Source organism: uncultured Tenacibaculum sp., assembly GCF_947502995.1.
In the GTDB taxonomy this organism is placed as follows: Bacteria; Bacteroidota; Bacteroidia; order Flavobacteriales; family Flavobacteriaceae; genus Polaribacter.
In genome coordinates this window covers 56,756-72,934 of the sequence record NZ_CANNBW010000003.1, presented here as the reverse complement: position 1 = coordinate 72,934, position 16,179 = coordinate 56,756, and the positions used below count along the sequence as shown (strand labels likewise).

Genomic DNA, 16,179 nt, shown 5'->3' with positions numbered 1-16,179 from the left:
ACTACGAAAAATCGTAGTTCTTAATATTATTTTTTAGTTTAAAAGTCCAGCTCTTTTTAATAAAGCTTCAGGTTTTGGTTCTTGACCTCTAAAACGTTTGTACAATTCCATTGGTTTTTCTGTTCCTCCTTTAGAAAGAACATGATCTTTGAATTTAGTAGCAATTTCTTTATTAAAAATACCTTCTTCTTTAAAGTATTCAAAAGCATCTGCATCTAAAACTTCAGCCCATTTGTACGAATAATATCCAGCAGAATATCCTCCTTGAAAAATATGAGAAAAAGCCGTGCTCATACAATTTTCAATAACATCAGGATATAATTTGGTGTTTTCAAAAGCTTTTAATTCGAAATCTTTTACGGATGAAATATTTTCCGTGTTTCCAGAATGCCAACTCATATCTAATAAACCGAAACTTAACTGACGTAACGTTTGCATTCCTTCATGAAAAGCAGCAGATTCTTTAATTTTCTGAACAAACTCCATAGGAATTGTTTCCCCTGTTTCGTAATGTTTTGCAAATAACTCTAAAGCTTCTTTTTCGTAACACCAGTTTTCTAAAACTTGACTTGGTAATTCTACAAAATCCCAAGAAACAGAAGTTCCTGATAAGCTTTTGTATGTAGTATTCGCTAACATTCCATGTAAAGCATGACCAAATTCATGAAATAAAGTTGTAACCTCGTTAAAAGTTAATAAAGAAGGTTTGGTTTCAGTAGGTTTTGTGAAATTACAAACAATAGAAACTTGAGGTCTATCATTTAAATCATCTTTAATTTGCTGTGATTTGTAAGATGTCATCCAAGCTCCATTTCTTTTTCCAGGTCTTGGATGGAAATCTGCATAAAAATGAGAAATAAAATCACCTTTCGAATTGGTAACTTTATAGGTTTTTACATCTTCGTGATATTTATCGATAGTATCAATTTCTTCAAAATTTAAATCAAATAATCGATTAGAAATTTCAAAAACACCGTCAATTACATTTTCTAATTTAAAATATGGTTTTAAAGCTTCTTGATCTAAATCGAAAAGTTCTTTCTTTAATTTCTCTGAATAATAAGAACCATCCCATTTTTCTAAACGATCAATATTATCTAATTTCTTAGCATAATTCTCTAAGTTTTTAAATTCGCGTTCAGCAGCAGGTTTCGCTTTTTCTAGTAAGTCATTTAAAAAAGACAATACTTTCTCAGGAGATTCAGCCATACGTTCTTCTAAAACAAAATGTGCATGAGAATCATAACCTAATAAGTGTGCTCTTTTATGGCGAAGCTCAACAATTTCCAAAACAATTTTTTCATTATTGTTTTTATTATCTTGAAATCCTTTCTTACCCATTGCAATAGAAAGTTCTTTTCTAAGTTCTCTATTGTCTGCATAGGTCATAAAAGGAATATAACTAGGATAATCTAATGTAAATAGCCATCCTTCTTTCTCTTTTTGTTGTGCCATTAATTTAGCAGCTTCTTTAGCCCCTTCAGGTAAACCAGCCAAATCTTTTTCGTCTGTAATCAACATTTCAAAAGCATTGGTATCTGCTAAAACATTTTCACCAAACTGAAGTGATAATTTAGAAAGTTTTGTGTCTAATTCTCGTAGCTTATTTTTTTGCTCATCATTTAAATTAGCTCCATTTCTAGAAAAACCTTTGTATTGTTTTTCTAATAACATACTTTGTTCTGGACTAAGTGTTAATGTGTTTTTTTGATCGTAAACAGTTTTTACTCTTTTGAATAAATCGGCGTTTAAAATCATGTCATTTTTAAATTCACTTAACCAAGGAGAAATTTCTTTTGCAATTTGTTGAATTTCCTCATTAGTCTCAGCAGAATTTAAATTGAAAAATATAGATGTAATACGATCTAATTTTTCTCCTGTGTCATCTAAAGCTACCGTAGTGTTTTCGAAAGTAGCAGTATTTGTTGTTTCTGCAATTGCATGAATTTCTTTTTTAGCTATTTCGATAGCTTCTTTTATTGCAGTTTTATAATGTTCCTCTTTTATAGATTGAAAAGGAGGAGTGTCAAATTCTTGTAGTAATGGGTTCATTTTAATAATTTTTTTGTCTTTAATTATTAATTAGCTATTAAAACAAAGTTATCAATTAAAAAATGAATATTGGTATCATAACTTCTTGATTCATCTCCGTTGGCCCAACCTAAAATAGTACCTTGATCTATAAAGTTTCCAGATGTAGCATAATGAATGAGTTCTGTTGCATTTGGAGCGCTAGTGTAGGGTTTTGTTATGTTAGGGTGATCTGTAGAAGTTATAAGAGTGTTGTTTTTATAAATCTCTATTGATCCGTATTCATTTTCATTAGCGGCTAATTTTAAATGAATTTTATAGTTTGACCAACTACCTTCATTGTTAACTATAATCAGAGGGTAATTAGAAAGCATTGCATGACCATAATTATTCTGATCTACTCCAACATAAATTGACGGTGATGCTCCACCTTGAGAATTTCCCCACATTTCGCTTGAAATACTTATGTTAGCGTTGCTTTTTCCATAAGGACCAGACCATAATGCAAATAATTTATGATTATTTTCGAAGTGATAATAGTCTACAGGAGTAAACATATCAAAACTCATTTCGATTTCAGTGGCTTGTATTGGTAGTTTAAAATCATATTCAGTCCAAGAATCACCATTTCCTTCACTATTAAAAATATAACTCATTTTCATAACTTTATTAGACGTATTTGTTGGGTCTACTATTCCGTAATCAACATAAACTCCATTGCCAAGCCAAAAATTGTTATCTAAGGTTCCTTCAAAGTCATCTGTAAAAGTGAAAAGATTGTTTGATGTGTCAATATCTGGTTTAGTGCTAATAATTAATTTTTCAGATCTTAATCCTTCTTCGTTATTTACATTATAAACAGTGACTTCATAAGTATAACTTGTTTCTGGAATCAAATTTTGATCAATAAAACTATTAGTATTTACTTGATTGATTATGATGTTATCTCGGTAAATATTATAACCGACGACATTGCTATTGTTTATAAGTGACCATGTTAATGATATCTCAGAAGTAGTTTGGTTAGTAGAACTAAGATTTTCTACTTGGATATTTGATAGATTGTTGTTATTTGTAAAATTATTTTCATCATTACAACTTAAAAGTATGAAAATGAATAAATAAAAAAGGGGATTAGTTTTTTTCATTAGTTTGAAATAAAAGATGATTATTAAAGTGCAATATTTTAAAAAAAACACATAAGAAAATTAAAACAAAAAGGTTTTAAAGATAACTTAACATAATTAGATGTAAGTATATTCAAACTAACAAATATTTTTGGCGGTAAAAATATTTTGATGCAAAAAATAGAAGATGAAGATTTTAAAGTTTTTAGTGATTTCTTAAATAATTCATTTCCTGTAGGTCAAAAACTCTCTAATGCAATAAAGACTTTTTGTGTTAAACGAGTATATAAGAAAGGAGAGTGTATTCTTAAAGAAGGTGATATAGAGTTATATTCAAATATCGTATTAAAAGGAGTTGTTCATCAGTATATTATAGATGTAGATAAAGAAGTAACAACTAATTTAACTCCAACTGGATTAGGGTTTAATAGTTTAACAAGTTATGTGAATAAAACTCCGTCTTTGGAAATTCAAGAAGCGCTTACAGATGTTGAATTAATAAGTATAAAGAAAGAACATATAGAAGAAATTTTGAAAGATCACAATGAGGTAGGAATGCTTTTATATAGGGTTCATGAAGATATATTACTCGATAGAGAAAATAGAATGCACTTACTCCAATACAGAAGTGCAGCAGAAAGATTTAGACTCTTTTATGAAAATGTAAAAAGATCAAAAATCATTCTACAACATACACCTGATAAATACATTGCCAGGTATTTAAAAATGAATCCGCAACAATACAGTAAAGAAAAAAATAATTACTTTAAAAATTAATATTTCATACTTATCTGTACATAACTTATCGTTGGTATGAAATAATTTGTTTTGCCGTGTTTTTTAAACTTAAACAAAACAATCATGAAATTTTTCAATTTGGCAATAGCCTTTTTTTCTTTACTATTATTTTTCAGATGCTCAGAACATAATGAGAAGTTACCTCTAGATCCTGATAAAGAGGGCTTACAAATTTTAAGTTTTCAGTTTCTAGCAGCGAATAATGCTTCATTATCAAATGATATTCAGGGAGAAATAATAGAAGACGAAAAAGAGATTCATTTAACCTTTTCATCAAGTATTGATATAACTTCATTAATACCAACTATAGAAGTTTCAGAAGATGCTCGAATAAGTCCAGCTAATAATACAGAGCAAGATTTTTCTATTCCTGTAAGTTATGTTCTCTCGAAAGACGGACATGAAGATGTAAGTTATACAGTAGTTGTAACATTAATAGATACAAGTAATGAAGCGGTTATGTTAAATTTTTCTTTTTTAAAGGGAAATAACCCAGACTTATCAGATAATTACGAAGCTATAATTGAAAATGAAGAAGTAAAAGTATTCATATCAGAATTAGCAGATTTACAAAATATTATTCCAACAATTAAAGTTTCTGAAGGAGCTTCAATCTCACCAACAATCGATACTGGTATAGACTTTAGAAGTGAAGTTGTATTTACGGTAACTTCTGAAAACGGTGAAACTCAAAAAGAATATACAGTAAAAATAATAAGATTAAGAAGTGTTAAAAATGTTGTTAAGTTTGATGTTACTATTGATGATAAAACATTTAAAGTAACTATTGATAATGATCTAAATGAGATTAGATTAAAAGTTCCTGAAGGTACAGATATTACTAATTTAACTCCAGAAATTCTATTGTCTGATGAAGCTGAAGTAACTCCTTTAAGTGGAACACCTCAAGACTTTTCTAATCCTGTGAACTATACAGTTACTGCTGAAGATGGTTCAAAAAAAGAGTTTATTGTACATGTGAGTTTCTTTAATCCTTTAGAGTTAGATCGACTTTTCTTAGAAGAATTTTATAGAGCTAATGAACAATATAATACGTCATTTTCGTATTTAGATTGGGATTTAGAAGCTCCAACAATGGAAAATTGGAATGGAGTAACTATTACTGACGGTAGAGTATCTAAACTAATAATTGCAGCAGTGAATATTTATGAAATACCATCAAGTATAGCATCATTAAATAAATTAAAACACTTAAATATTTCAGGAAGAGTTTTAGTTAACTTACCTACAGAAATTGGTAGTTTAGAAAGTTTAGAAATACTAATTTTAAATGATAATAAGCTAACCAGCTTACCAGTTGAAATAGGAAATTTAAGAGCTTTGAAAGGCTTGTCATTAAAAAATAACTCATTAGAAGAATTGCCAAGTGAGATAGGTAATTTATCTAGTTTATTTAGTTTGGATGTTCGTAATAACAATTTACAAGAGTTACCTGTAGAAATTTCAAATATTACTAATCTGATGATACTTGATGTTATAAATAATCCCCTAACAGTAATTCCACAAGTAATTTGTGATATGACAATGACTAATGGTCAAGGAATAGCAATTATTAAAGACTTTGAAGACGAATGTATGTAGAAAGTAATATTTACTTTATTTAGTAGTTATTTATATTTCAAATCAAAATAAAATTTTATGAGATCTAACAGTATTGTATACTATATCTTGATATTCTTGGCAATGTTTTCATGTAATAAAAACGAAACTACAATAGAAGTTAATGACGATCTAGGATCTACTGCCGAAGAAAGAAAATGGACAGAGAGCAGAGATTTTAATAACGGAACTTTAGGAGAAAAAGTAAATTTATCAGCTCAAGGTAACAGTGTTTATGATAATGAACATGTTTTTGAGGGAAGCATGTCTTGTAAAATGACTATTGAAGAAGGAGAGACAGGTTTTGGTTATTGGGGAGGATATATTCCACATCCAGAAAAGTTACTAGAAGGAGATGAATTATGGTTTAGAATTCGAATATTGTTTCCCGAAGGATTCGATTATTATTCTTATGGTGAGGGAAATAGATTGAAGTTTTTGAGAGTTCATTCAGAAACTAGTAATGGGGATAATATTGGGTATAATGATGTGTATGTTGATATGAAAGGTTCAGATAATCCTTTTAAGTATATCTATGAAGGAAGGCAGCAGTGGGTTAATATTGGTGCTCCAGAACATTTACCAAAATTTAATGAGTGGGAAACGTATGAGTTTTACATAAGATTTCATTCTAAATCTAAAGATGAAGGAGGAGAGGGAATCGTAAGGTTTTGGAAAAATGGAGAATTACTACAAGAAATCACGCATTTAAAAACATTAAAATTTGATACAGCTAAAGTAGGTAGAAGTTTAATTTTTACATACTGGAACGGAGGAGCACCAAAAACCCAGAGCGTATGGGTTGATGATGTAGTATTAACATCAGATGTTCCTAATCAAAAGGATGGCAAAGGAAATAATTACATAGGAATGTAATAACAAACGCAAGCTAATTAGCTTGCGTTTTTATTTATTTCTTAACTCGCTCAGAAGCTTTTTCAACTTTTAGTTTTAAGCCTTCTTTGTAAGCGATTATTTTATCTAAAACACATTTATCTGATGCTCCTATAATTTGTGCAGCTAAAATACCTGCATTTTTTGCTCCATCTAAAGCGACTGTTGCAACAGGCACACCACCAGGCATTTGTAAAATAGACAAAACAGAATCCCATCCATCAATTGAGTTTCTACTTTTTACAGGAACTCCAATAACAGGTAAAGGACTCATACTTGCTACCATTCCAGGTAAGTGAGCCGCTCCACCAGCACCAGCAATAATTACTTGTACTCCTCTTTTGTGAGCATTCGTAGCGTAATCGAATAGTTTTTCTGGAGTTCTATGAGCAGAAACAATATCTACCTCTATTTGAATATCCATACTTTCTAATACATCAATTGCATCTTGCATGATTGGAAGATCCGAATCACTTCCCATTATAATTCCTACCATAATTTTATGTTGTTGTTCAAGTTCTTTTAGAACTTTTTAAAGTTTTGTTTACTAATTCTTATTTTGAAATAACTCGTACAGTTTCTTTTACTTTTTGAGCTACTTCTCTGGCTTTATTTACATCTTGATTTACAATAGTAACATGCCCCATTTTACGGAAAGGTTTTGTGATTTTCTTACCATACAAGTGTGGAGTTACTCCATCAATATTCATGATTTCTTGAATGTTTTCATAAATCACTTCACCAGTATGACCTTCAGCTCCAACTAAGTTTACCATAATTCCAGCTAATTTACTATCTGTATTTCCTAGAGGGAAATCTAGTATACTACGTAAATGTTGTTCAAACTGACTAGTATAACTTGCTTCAATACTATAATGACCAGAATTATGAGTTCTTGGGGCAACTTCATTTACTAAAATTTCATCATCTTGTGTTTGAAACATTTCAACAGCTAATAAACCAACAAAATCAAAAGCATCAGCAACTTTTAAAGCCACTTCTCTGGCTTTTTCAGCTACAGTTTTATCTATTCTTGCTGGACAGATCACATATTCTACTTGATTTGCTTCTGGGTGAAATTCCATTTCAACTACAGGATAGGTTACCAAGTCACCTTTTGGATTTCTAGCAACAATAACTGCTAATTCATTTTTAAAAGGAATCATTTGTTCAGCTATACATTCACCTTCTGGTAACGTTTCTAAATCACTATAGTTTTTAACTACTTTTACTCCGTTTCCATCATAACCAAATCGGGCAGATTTCCAAACAAAAGGAAATGTTACCAATCCATTTTCATAAGAATGCTTTAACTCATCAACAAAAGCATAATGATTAAAATCAGCAGTAGGAATTTGATTTTCCTTATAAAACTTTTTTTGCTGAGCTTTGTTTTGAATAATTCTTAAGTTACTTGGCTTAGGATATATGGTTAACCCTTCACTCTCTAATTTATCTAAGGCATCGATATTTACGTTTTCAATTTCTATAGTAAGTAAGTCTACTTTTTTACCGAAATTATAAACAGTATCAAAATCTAATAAATCACCTTGATGAAATTCGTTACATATTTGTGCGCAAGGAGCATCTGCAGATTTATCTAAGATAACAGTATGAATATCTAACTTTTGAGTTTCAGATAATAACATTCTACCTAACTGTCCGCCTCCTAATACACCTAATTTAAAGTGAGAAGAAAAATAGTTTTGCACGATTATTTTTTTGTGTTGTTGCCACAAAAGTACTAATCTTAAATTGGGTGATAAAATTATTTTTATCTGCTTATTTGCAGTGCAGTATTGCTTACTTGAATTACATTATATTCTAGTGCGAAACAACCTTCACCATCTATAGGAGAACCGTTTAAAGAATTATATTCTTTACCACTACAAGAACAGATTAATTTTAAACCGTCAAAAGTCATTGGAGAAGTACAATTACGTTCAGGACATTGTAAATCGAAAACTTTAAAACTACTTGTGTTATTTCTAATAATAATTAAGTTTCGTCCACCAATATTAGCAATAGTGTGACCACCCGGAACTTGAATGTTTATGAATTGAGGATTCGATAAATTTATCGTTTCGTTTAAAACTACACCAAGAAAACAATTGTTATTATCATCTGTATCAGTACAGTTGTATAAAAGAACAGCGAATAGGATAATAATAATTTTCTTCATAAGAATATCTTTGTTTATATGCTAACGCGGCTAATTTACAAATATTTTGTACATTTGTTAGACGATCTCATTCCTAACGGACTGGGATTTTTTAAATTTTAGAGTTATGAGTGAAGTTTCATATTATAGTCCTGAAGGCTTAAAAAAGCTAAAGGATGAATTAGCGCATTTAGAGCAAGTTGAGCGACCAAGAGTTTCTCAAGAAATTGCTGATGCACGTGATAAAGGTGATTTAAGTGAGAATGCAGAATATCATGCAGCTAAAGAAGAACAATCGCTACTAGAAACTAAAATAGCTAAATTAAAGAATGTAGTTGCTAATGCAAGGATTTTAGATGAAAGTCAATTAGATACATCTAAAGTTCTAATCCATTCTATAGTAAAGTTAAAAAATACTACTAACGGAATGGAGTTTACATATACTTTAGTAGCAGATAGTGAAAGTGATGTTCGTAATGGTAAATTATCTGTTAATTCGCCAATTGGTAAAGGGTTATTAGGTAATAAAGTTGGAGATATAACTGAAATTCAGGTTCCAAACGGATTAATGAAGTTTGAAATATTAGATATTTCTCGATAACCACTTTTAACTACAAAAAATATTCATCGGGTTTAGATATGGTCTAAATCCGATTTTTTTATTTTTACCAAACAGATTAATTTAAAATTAAAATGGCTTCAATATTTACAAAAATAGTTCAAGGAGAAATTCCTTCATATAAAATAGCAGAAGATGAAAAGCATTTTGCTTTTTTAGATATCAATCCAAATGCTAAAGGGCACACATTAGTGATTCCTAAAAAAGAGAAAAATAAAATCTTTGATTTATCTCCAGAAGAATATACAGACTTAATGAACTTTAGTTATAGAGTTGCTAAGGCTTTAGAAAAAACAATATCATGTGAGCGAATTGGTATGAGTGTAATTGGTTTAGAAGTACCACACGTACATGTACATTTAGTGCCTTTACAAGCAATGGAAGATATTCAATTTATAAAGAAGGAAAAGTTATCTCAAGAAGAGTTTATTTCACTAGCAGAAAATATTGCTAATAATTTTGAATAAAAATTAAAATCTAATTTAGGAATTGGTTGCTACTTTGTTGAGTTGAATTTCAAAAGTTGTGCCTTTTCCTAATTCAGATTTTTGAACAAATATTTTCCCTTTGTGATAATCTTCAATAATACGTTTTGAGAGAGAAAGTCCTAATCCCCAACCTCTTTTCTTAGAGGTGAAACCTGGTTTAAATACTACATGAAATTTCGATTTTGGAATTCCTTTTCCAGTATCTGAAATTAATATTTTAATATGATCTTCGGTGTTTTTAATCGTTAGATCTATACTTCCTTTTCCTTCCATTGCATCAATAGCATTTTTAATTAAATTCTCGATAACCCAACCATACAATTCATTATTCAAATTCGTTTGAATATTTTCATCGGTAGAATTAAAAGTAAAAGAAGTTTGTTTCGGGCTTCTTGATTCTAAATAATCAAAAGTGTTTTTTGTGATACTAACTATATTTTCAGTTTCAAGTTTAGGAAGAGATCCAATTTTTGAAAAACGATTTGCTATGGTACTTAATCTCTGAACGTCATTTTCAATTTCATCTACATAATCTTGATCAATATTTTCTTCTCTAAGAATAGTCACCCAACCTAAAAGAGAAGACAAAGGTGTTCCTATTTGATGTGCAGTTTCTTTAGCCATTCCTGTCCATAATTTATTCTGTTCAGCAATTTTGCTAGAGTTAAAAAACAAATAAATTACAGCTAAAAAAAGGCCTAAAATTAAAATTAGAGCAATAGGGTAATAGGTTAGTTTAGTAAGTAAATCAGAGTTTCTATAATAAATGTACTCTCTTCTACCGAGGTAATTTATTTCTATAGGTTTATTCTGATTTTTCATAGTTCTTAACTGATCTGTCAGATATAAAATATCAGAAGATCTTTTAGGATCTAAATTATGGTGCTCTCTAATAGTACCATTAGAACTTGTTAAAATACATGGAATATTCATGTTGTCAGAAGCTTTAAGTTCTAAACTCATGTCAGCATCTAAATCAGCAGTGTTTCCAAATCTTTCAATAGACATGGCAAACAATTCCATTTTAACCCTTTCATCTGTTTTAAATTTTTTAAAGAAAGAATATGTGTTCCATAAAATCAAAGAAACAATAGCAAAACAAATGAATATTATAAATCGTTTTATCCAGAAGATATTTTTAAGAAAACCCATTAGTCAAATATAAACTATTCTAAGAGTATAACTTTATAACTTAATCCGTAGTATATTTACAGTACAGTATTCAAAACAAAAATCATGTTAACGATAAATCCTAAAGAAGTATCTACAGGAAAATTACATCAATATTTATTAGGTGCAGTTGCGCCTAGACCAATAGCTTTTGCTAGTACTATCGACGAAGAAGGAAATCCAAATCTTTCTCCATTTAGTTTTTTTAATGTTTTTGGAGCCAATCCACCAATTATGATTTTTTCTCCAGCAAGAAGTGTTAGAAATAATACGACTAAGCATACGTTAGATAATGTAGAGAAAATAAAAGAAGTAGTAATCAATATTGTTAATTACGATATTGTTCAACAAATGTCGTTAAGTAGTACAATGTATCCTAAAGGAGTAAACGAATTTGTAAAAGCAGGATTAACGATGTTGCCTTCTGAAGAAGTAAAACCGTTTAGAGTTGCAGAGTCTCCTGTACAATTTGAATGTAAAGTAAATGATATTATTTATACAGGAAATGAAGGTGGAGCTGGGAATTTAATTGTTTGTGAAGTGGTTAAAGTTCATATTAAAGAAGAGGTTTTAAATGAAGAAGGTTTAATAGATCAATATAAAATAGATCTAGTATCTAGAGCAGGAGGAAGCTTTTATTCTAGAGCAAGAGATGGTTTCTTTGAAATTCCTAAACCATTATCAACTTTAGGGATTGGAGTAGATCAAATTCCAGAGCCAATTCGAAATAGTACTGTTTTAACAGGAAATAATTTAGGTGTTTTAGCCAATGTAGAAGCTTTACCAAATGCAGAAGTTGTTGATAACTTTGCTCAAGAACATCCTGAATACTTGGGGTTATCAGAAGAAAAAAAGCATACATTTGCACAACAATATTTAGACAAAAATGATGTAGAAAGTGCTTGGAAGGTACTTTTGATAAATAGGTAAGATTATGGAAGTTATAGGTAAAATTAAAATTATTAACGAGACTCAAACTTTTGGAAGTAATGGATTCAGAAAGAGAGAACTTGTTGTAACTACAGACGAACAGTATCCGCAAATGATACTTATTGAATTTATCCAAGATAAATGTGATTTATTAAACTCTTTTCAGGTTGGACAAGATGTAAAAGTTTCAATCAACTTAAGAGGTAGAGAATGGATTAATCCAGAAGGTGTAGCTAAGTATTTTAATTCAATCCAAGGATGGAGAATTGAAAGTTTACAACAAGCTGCTGCTGGACAAAATGTACCACCAGTAGATCAGTTTCAACCAGCTCCAGATTTAACAGATAACGAGCCAGACGATTTACCTTTCTAAGAAGAAAAATAAAGATGTATATATAAAAAGCCTTGTGAGATTCACGAGGCTTTTTGTATATAATATAGTTTGATAAACCTTGAATTCAGGGTAATAAATTTCGTTTACATCAATTAAAATTACAGTTCTTAAATTCATTTAAATATTTAATAATGAAAATACTTTCAGATAACTTCTATACTGAATTAGAAGCTTTGATTAAAGATAGATTTGAACAAGAAGAAAACATTCAGGTTATTAAAAAAGTAGATTGGGAATTTGAAGCGAATAGATGTTTAGCTGCTATGACTAATTATTTAAATTCTATTACTAAAGATAAATTAAGATATAGTGATATTGAAAAAATTGGGGTAATAGATGTTTGCTGGAATGAATACGGAAGTGATATTGAGATAGATTTTATGCCAAATAATGATTTTGAAATTGCTTATGATGAAGGTTGTATCATGAATAATTCTGCTATTGATAATGATGTGTTTTTTGAAAAACACTTTGGAGTAAATGGAGAAGGAGCGTGGAAGAAAATAGGAAACGATTATTTAGAAATAGTAACAATATTTTATTTCATTATTAAAGCTGTTGTACCATTTCTTGTGGAAGACGAATCATTTAAAAAATTGCCGAAGTTATCTCCAAGTTATTTTGGGTTTGCAGGTTCTCACGATGAAGAGCGAACAAAGTTTTTTACCTATACCAATTAAACGAAAAAGGTTCTAATTTTAAATTAGAACCTTTTTTTATTTATTTTTTGGAGGCATTGGACCTCTTAAATGTATAATCAATCCATTTAAAAAGTTTCTAAGAATTTGATCTCCACACTCCATATATTTTGGGTGATCTTCTTTTCTGAAAAATGCTCCTAATTCTCCTTTCGAAACTTTGAAATCCACTAAAGCGCAAATTTCAATAATGTCAGTATCTCGTAGTTTGTGTGCTACTCTTAATTTTTTAAAAATATCATTATTTGTTAATGCCATTTAGTATAAGTATAGTTTATAATCTTTTAATTTAAATAAAATAGGTGAAAGAAAAGGCTAAGAAGAGTAATAAATTAATTTACTACCGAAAATATAGCCCAGCCATAAATTGCAAATCTTAAAAAACGGAATAAACCAAATATAATCACATTTTTTATAGGGTACTTAATCATACCGGCAGTTAAACAACTTATAGCAAAAGGTAATGGTAATAATGCTCCTACTAGAATTAAAAAGCCTCCCCATTTTTTAGTGTTCTTTAAATGCTTTGCCATTTTTACTTCTAAGTATTCTTTTATAGCATTTATTTTTAATGAAGATTTACCTAAATAGTAAGCAACAATTCCTCCAGCATATGAAAGAGTTGCCAATAAAGCTAAATTAATTACAGGTGTTGGAGTTTTTTTACACCAGGCGATAAAAATTTCAGGTGGAACTAAACCTAGTATAGTTTCAGAAACAAAGAAAGTAATTAACAAACTTGTTCTAGAGAAGGTCTCTGTCATAGTTTGTAAACCATCATTAATGTTATACACATATTTATTGAAAAGAAATAAACCGATAACAACAAGAACTACAGGAATAAAAGCTTTTTTTAAGCTTTCCCATATAAACATATAAAATCCTGTACGCTGATAATAATTGTGCAAGCGTTTTACATGAGCGTCTTTTTGCTTTTTAACTCCTTTTTTTTTCATTTGCGTCTCCATCAAACATTTAAGAGCGCAAAAATAGTGAGCTTTTTCAGACTAGAAAAGTTAAATCTTTCTATTTTTAACTTCCAATCCAAACTATTATGAAGATTACTAAAATTATTGAAAATATTTTCAAAAAGTATATTCCTTCTCCTTTTACTATTGCAGTATTACTCACTTTTTTAACTTTAATATTAGCATTGTTGTTTACTAAACCAGAAACTACAAATACAGTTGCTTATTTTTTTGATGTTTTAGGTTTTTGGGAAAAAGGATTATGGAGTAATAATCTTTTGGTATTTGCTTATCAAATGATGCTAATTTTAGTACTTGGTCATGTATTGGTTTTGAGTAAACCTATGAGTAATTTAATAGCTAAACTAACACAATATTGTACAAATACAGCTAATAGTGCTTTCATAGTAAGTGCAGCAACAATGTTAGTTTCTTTTTTTAATTGGGGATTAGGATTAATATTTGGTGCTTTATTAGCAAGAAGAGTTGCGGAAGATGCTCAACAAAAAGATTTGGATTTAAATTACCCTTTAATAGGAGCGGCTGGTTATGTAGGATTAATGGTTTGGCATGGAGGAATTTCTGGTTCAGCACCAATAAAAATCAATGAAGAAGGACATTTAAGAAGTATGGTAAGTCCAGAAAATCTACACTTAACTAAAATTCCGGAAGTAATTAGTTATAATCAAACTGTGTTTAGCTGGTGGAATTTATTGTTGTTTTTTGTGGTCATGTTAAGTGTGGCTTCAGTTTTTTATTTTATTGGAAAAAAGGTTAAGCCAACGACTTTTAATTTAGAAATTTATCAATTAGAAACGGAAGACGAAGTGAATACAAAAGCAGAAAAGTTAGATAATTCAAAGCTTTTAGGTATTGTATTTGGAGTAATAATTCTAATAGCTTTCGGATTTAGATATTTTTCTGATATTAAGAGTTTAAAAATAACACCTAACCTTATTAATCTTTTTATGTTAGGTTTGGCTATTATCTTACATGGTAATTTTAAACAATTCATAAAAGCTATTGGTGTTGCTATTTCAGATGTATCTGGAATTTTAATTCAGTTTCCTTTGTATTTTGGAATTATGGGAATCATGAATAGTACAGGGATGGTTACTTTAGTTTCAGATTTTTTTGTTTCTATTTCTACAGAAACAACTCTTCCGATATTTACTTTTTTTAGCGCAGGATTAGTAAATATCTTTGTGCCAAGTGGAGGTGGTCAATGGATTGTACAAGGACCAATAGTTTTACAGAGTGCTTTAGAGTTAGGTGTTCCTTTACCAAAGGCTATTATGGCATTAGCTTATGGTGATCAAATTACTAATATGTTACAGCCATTTTGGGCTTTACCTTTATTAGGAATCACAAAACTAAAAGCAAAAGAGATTTTACCATACACATTAATAGCCATGTTGGTTGGATCTGTTATTTATATTTTAGGCTTAATTATATTATAATGTATTATTGGATTGGAGAAGAGTTAGAATTTCCTGCACATGAATTTGCTTCAGAAGAAGGAGTTTTAGCTTTAGGAGGAGATTTATCTGTAGAGCGTTTAATTTTCGCATATAGTAATGGGATTTTTCCGTGGTTTAATGAAGGTGAACCCATAGTTTGGTATTCTCCTTCAGAAAGAATGGTGTTGTTTCCTAATGAGTTGAAAGTGTCTAAATCAATGCGACAGGTACTAAGAAAAGAAGATTTTAAAGTTACTAGAAATACTAATTTTGAAGCTGTTATTTCTAATTGCAAAAGTATTTCTAGAAAAGATCAAGATGGAACTTGGATTACAGATGATATGAAAACAGCTTATTTAAAACTCTTTCAGGCTGGTTTTGCAAAATCTATTGAGGTGTGGAAAGACGAAAAACTAGTTGGTGGTTTGTATGGAGTTGATTTAGGAAATGGTGTTTTTTGTGGAGAAAGTATGTTTAGTAAAGCAAGTAATATGAGTAAAGTTGCTTTTATTTATTTGGTTAAAGAATGCGGTTATAAACTTATAGATTGTCAGGTGCATAACGATCATTTAGAAAGTTTAGGAGCAAGAGAGATACCTAGAAATACGTTTTTAAAATATTTAAAAGGGGCATAAAAACCCCTTTTTAGTAGTAGTAATTAAAATACTAAGATGTTGAAAAGACTTAATTACTAATGAACTTCAAATATACATTTTTTTGTTTTTTTGATTTGTTAAATCTAAATGTCAATCCTAAGAAATGAAAAAAGGTGTCTAAGCAGACACCTTAATAATCCCCACAAATAATCCAACAGAGTCTGA

At 29.7% G+C, this 16,179-nt stretch carries 18 protein-coding genes; 10 read left to right on the top strand and 8 right to left on the bottom strand.

What is annotated here, in order from left to right; genetic code table 11:
- Positions 1 to 33: 33 nt before the first annotated feature.
- Together Q1A46_RS03135 and Q1A46_RS03130 are read right to left on the bottom strand one after the other, a co-directional pair.
- A complete protein-coding gene (locus Q1A46_RS03135; RefSeq protein WP_299673872.1) occupies positions 34 to 2,052 on the bottom strand; it encodes a M3 family metallopeptidase in 2,019 nt (672 codons plus the stop codon).
- Between the two features lie 26 nt (positions 2,053 to 2,078).
- Entirely contained in the window at positions 2,079 to 3,179 is a 1,101-nt protein-coding gene (locus Q1A46_RS03130) for a fibronectin type III domain-containing protein (RefSeq protein ID WP_299673871.1), read from the bottom strand.
- 150 nt (positions 3,180 to 3,329) lie between these two features.
- Between Q1A46_RS03130 and Q1A46_RS03125 the strand changes: the two genes are divergently transcribed.
- From Q1A46_RS03125 to Q1A46_RS03115, 3 genes are all read left to right on the top strand, one after another.
- Positions 3,330 to 3,935, top strand: a complete 606-nt coding sequence (locus Q1A46_RS03125; protein ID WP_299673869.1) for a Crp/Fnr family transcriptional regulator — start codon at positions 3,330 to 3,332, stop codon at positions 3,933 to 3,935.
- 84 nt (positions 3,936 to 4,019) lie between these two features.
- Positions 4,020 to 5,558: a hypothetical protein gene (locus tag Q1A46_RS03120; RefSeq protein ID WP_299673867.1), complete on the top strand. Its 1,539-nt coding sequence runs from the start codon at positions 4,020 to 4,022 to the stop codon at positions 5,556 to 5,558.
- A gap of 57 nt (positions 5,559 to 5,615) precedes the next feature.
- Entirely contained in the window at positions 5,616 to 6,452 is an 837-nt protein-coding gene (locus Q1A46_RS03115; RefSeq protein ID WP_299673865.1) for a hypothetical protein, read from the top strand.
- A gap of 34 nt (positions 6,453 to 6,486) precedes the next feature.
- Here the strand turns inward: Q1A46_RS03115 and purE are convergent, their stop codons facing one another.
- From purE to Q1A46_RS03100, 3 genes are all read right to left on the bottom strand, one after another.
- Positions 6,487 to 6,966, bottom strand: coding sequence for a 5-(carboxyamino)imidazole ribonucleotide mutase (gene purE / locus Q1A46_RS03110; protein WP_299617229.1), 480 nt, complete (start codon positions 6,964 to 6,966; stop codon positions 6,487 to 6,489).
- A 58-nt stretch (positions 6,967 to 7,024) separates the two neighbouring features.
- A complete protein-coding gene (locus Q1A46_RS03105; RefSeq protein ID WP_299673863.1) occupies positions 7,025 to 8,182 on the bottom strand; it encodes a 5-(carboxyamino)imidazole ribonucleotide synthase in 1,158 nt (385 codons plus the stop codon).
- 62 nt (positions 8,183 to 8,244) lie between these two features.
- Positions 8,245 to 8,652 carry a Rieske 2Fe-2S domain-containing protein gene (locus Q1A46_RS03100; RefSeq protein ID WP_299673861.1) on the bottom strand — a complete coding sequence of 136 codons (408 nt, stop codon included), beginning with the start codon at positions 8,650 to 8,652 and terminating at the stop codon, positions 8,245 to 8,247.
- A 106-nt stretch (positions 8,653 to 8,758) separates the two neighbouring features.
- On the opposite strand from Q1A46_RS03100, the gene greA reads away from it, so the two are divergent.
- Positions 8,759 to 9,232: a transcription elongation factor GreA gene (greA, locus tag Q1A46_RS03095; protein WP_299673859.1), complete on the top strand. Its 474-nt coding sequence runs from the start codon at positions 8,759 to 8,761 to the stop codon at positions 9,230 to 9,232.
- 92 nt (positions 9,233 to 9,324) lie between these two features.
- On the top strand, positions 9,325 to 9,717 hold the full coding sequence (locus tag Q1A46_RS03090; protein WP_299673857.1) for an HIT family protein: 393 nt from the start codon (positions 9,325 to 9,327) through the stop codon (positions 9,715 to 9,717).
- 15 nt (positions 9,718 to 9,732) lie between these two features.
- On the opposite strand, the gene Q1A46_RS03085 is transcribed toward Q1A46_RS03090, so the two are convergent.
- The gene (locus Q1A46_RS03085; protein WP_306420503.1) at positions 9,733 to 10,746 is read right to left on the bottom strand and encodes a HAMP domain-containing sensor histidine kinase; all 1,014 of its coding nucleotides are present in this window, start codon (positions 10,744 to 10,746) and stop codon (positions 9,733 to 9,735) included.
- 228 nt (positions 10,747 to 10,974) lie between these two features.
- Here Q1A46_RS03085 and Q1A46_RS03080 point away from each other — a divergent pair, with 228 nt between their 5' ends.
- From Q1A46_RS03080 to Q1A46_RS03070, 3 genes are all read left to right on the top strand, one after another.
- On the top strand, positions 10,975 to 11,838 hold the full coding sequence (locus tag Q1A46_RS03080) for a flavin reductase family protein (RefSeq protein WP_299673854.1): 864 nt from the start codon (positions 10,975 to 10,977) through the stop codon (positions 11,836 to 11,838).
- Between the two features lie 4 nt (positions 11,839 to 11,842).
- On the top strand, positions 11,843 to 12,211 hold the full coding sequence (locus Q1A46_RS03075; RefSeq protein WP_095074117.1) for a DUF3127 domain-containing protein: 369 nt from the start codon (positions 11,843 to 11,845) through the stop codon (positions 12,209 to 12,211).
- A gap of 152 nt (positions 12,212 to 12,363) precedes the next feature.
- Positions 12,364 to 12,912, top strand: coding sequence for a hypothetical protein (locus Q1A46_RS03070; RefSeq protein WP_299673851.1), 549 nt, complete (start codon positions 12,364 to 12,366; stop codon positions 12,910 to 12,912).
- 36 nt (positions 12,913 to 12,948) lie between these two features.
- Here the strand turns inward: Q1A46_RS03070 and Q1A46_RS03065 are convergent, their stop codons facing one another.
- Both Q1A46_RS03065 and Q1A46_RS03060 read right to left on the bottom strand, forming a co-directional pair.
- On the bottom strand, positions 12,949 to 13,188 hold the full coding sequence (locus Q1A46_RS03065) for a DUF1456 family protein (RefSeq protein ID WP_095074113.1): 240 nt from the start codon (positions 13,186 to 13,188) through the stop codon (positions 12,949 to 12,951).
- Between the two features lie 74 nt (positions 13,189 to 13,262).
- A complete protein-coding gene (locus Q1A46_RS03060) occupies positions 13,263 to 13,886 on the bottom strand; it encodes a YqaA family protein (RefSeq protein WP_299673849.1) in 624 nt (207 codons plus the stop codon).
- 98 nt (positions 13,887 to 13,984) lie between these two features.
- On the opposite strand from Q1A46_RS03060, the gene Q1A46_RS03055 reads away from it, so the two are divergent.
- On the top strand, positions 13,985 to 15,358 hold the full coding sequence (locus Q1A46_RS03055; RefSeq protein ID WP_299673847.1) for a short-chain fatty acid transporter: 1,374 nt from the start codon (positions 13,985 to 13,987) through the stop codon (positions 15,356 to 15,358).
- Positions 15,358 to 15,993 carry a leucyl/phenylalanyl-tRNA--protein transferase gene (gene aat, locus Q1A46_RS03050; protein ID WP_299673845.1) on the top strand — a complete coding sequence of 212 codons (636 nt, stop codon included), beginning with the start codon at positions 15,358 to 15,360 and terminating at the stop codon, positions 15,991 to 15,993. The genes Q1A46_RS03055 and aat overlap by 1 nt, the downstream gene beginning before the upstream one ends.
- The last annotated feature ends 186 nt before the right edge of the window (positions 15,994 to 16,179 follow it).

What these genes read in the sequence shown, in the direction of transcription:
- Q1A46_RS03135 (WP_299673872.1), bottom strand. Translation starts at nt 2,052, where the DNA reads ATGAACCCATTACTACAAGAATTTGACACTCCTCCTTTTCAATCTATA.
- Q1A46_RS03130 (WP_299673871.1), bottom strand. Translation starts at nt 3,179, where the DNA reads ATGAAAAAAACTAATCCCCTTTTTTATTTATTCATTTTCATACTTTTA.
- Q1A46_RS03125 (WP_299673869.1), top strand. Translation starts at nt 3,330, where the DNA reads ATGCAAAAAATAGAAGATGAAGATTTTAAAGTTTTTAGTGATTTCTTA.
- Q1A46_RS03120 (WP_299673867.1), top strand. Translation starts at nt 4,020, where the DNA reads ATGAAATTTTTCAATTTGGCAATAGCCTTTTTTTCTTTACTATTATTT.
- Q1A46_RS03115 (WP_299673865.1), top strand. Translation starts at nt 5,616, where the DNA reads ATGAGATCTAACAGTATTGTATACTATATCTTGATATTCTTGGCAATG.
- purE (WP_299617229.1), bottom strand. Translation starts at nt 6,966, where the DNA reads ATGGTAGGAATTATAATGGGAAGTGATTCGGATCTTCCAATCATGCAA.
- Q1A46_RS03100 (WP_299673861.1), bottom strand. Translation starts at nt 8,652, where the DNA reads ATGAAGAAAATTATTATTATCCTATTCGCTGTTCTTTTATACAACTGT.
- greA (WP_299673859.1), top strand. Translation starts at nt 8,759, where the DNA reads ATGAGTGAAGTTTCATATTATAGTCCTGAAGGCTTAAAAAAGCTAAAG.
- Q1A46_RS03090 (WP_299673857.1), top strand. Translation starts at nt 9,325, where the DNA reads ATGGCTTCAATATTTACAAAAATAGTTCAAGGAGAAATTCCTTCATAT.
- Q1A46_RS03085 (WP_306420503.1), bottom strand. Translation starts at nt 10,746, where the DNA reads ATGTCTATTGAAAGATTTGGAAACACTGCTGATTTAGATGCTGACATG.
- Q1A46_RS03080 (WP_299673854.1), top strand. Translation starts at nt 10,975, where the DNA reads ATGTTAACGATAAATCCTAAAGAAGTATCTACAGGAAAATTACATCAA.
- Q1A46_RS03075 (WP_095074117.1), top strand. Translation starts at nt 11,843, where the DNA reads ATGGAAGTTATAGGTAAAATTAAAATTATTAACGAGACTCAAACTTTT.
- Q1A46_RS03070 (WP_299673851.1), top strand. Translation starts at nt 12,364, where the DNA reads ATGAAAATACTTTCAGATAACTTCTATACTGAATTAGAAGCTTTGATT.
- Q1A46_RS03065 (WP_095074113.1), bottom strand. Translation starts at nt 13,188, where the DNA reads ATGGCATTAACAAATAATGATATTTTTAAAAAATTAAGAGTAGCACAC.
- Q1A46_RS03060 (WP_299673849.1), bottom strand. Translation starts at nt 13,886, where the DNA reads ATGAAAAAAAAAGGAGTTAAAAAGCAAAAAGACGCTCATGTAAAACGC.
- Q1A46_RS03055 (WP_299673847.1), top strand. Translation starts at nt 13,985, where the DNA reads ATGAAGATTACTAAAATTATTGAAAATATTTTCAAAAAGTATATTCCT.
- aat (WP_299673845.1), top strand. Translation starts at nt 15,358, where the DNA reads ATGTATTATTGGATTGGAGAAGAGTTAGAATTTCCTGCACATGAATTT.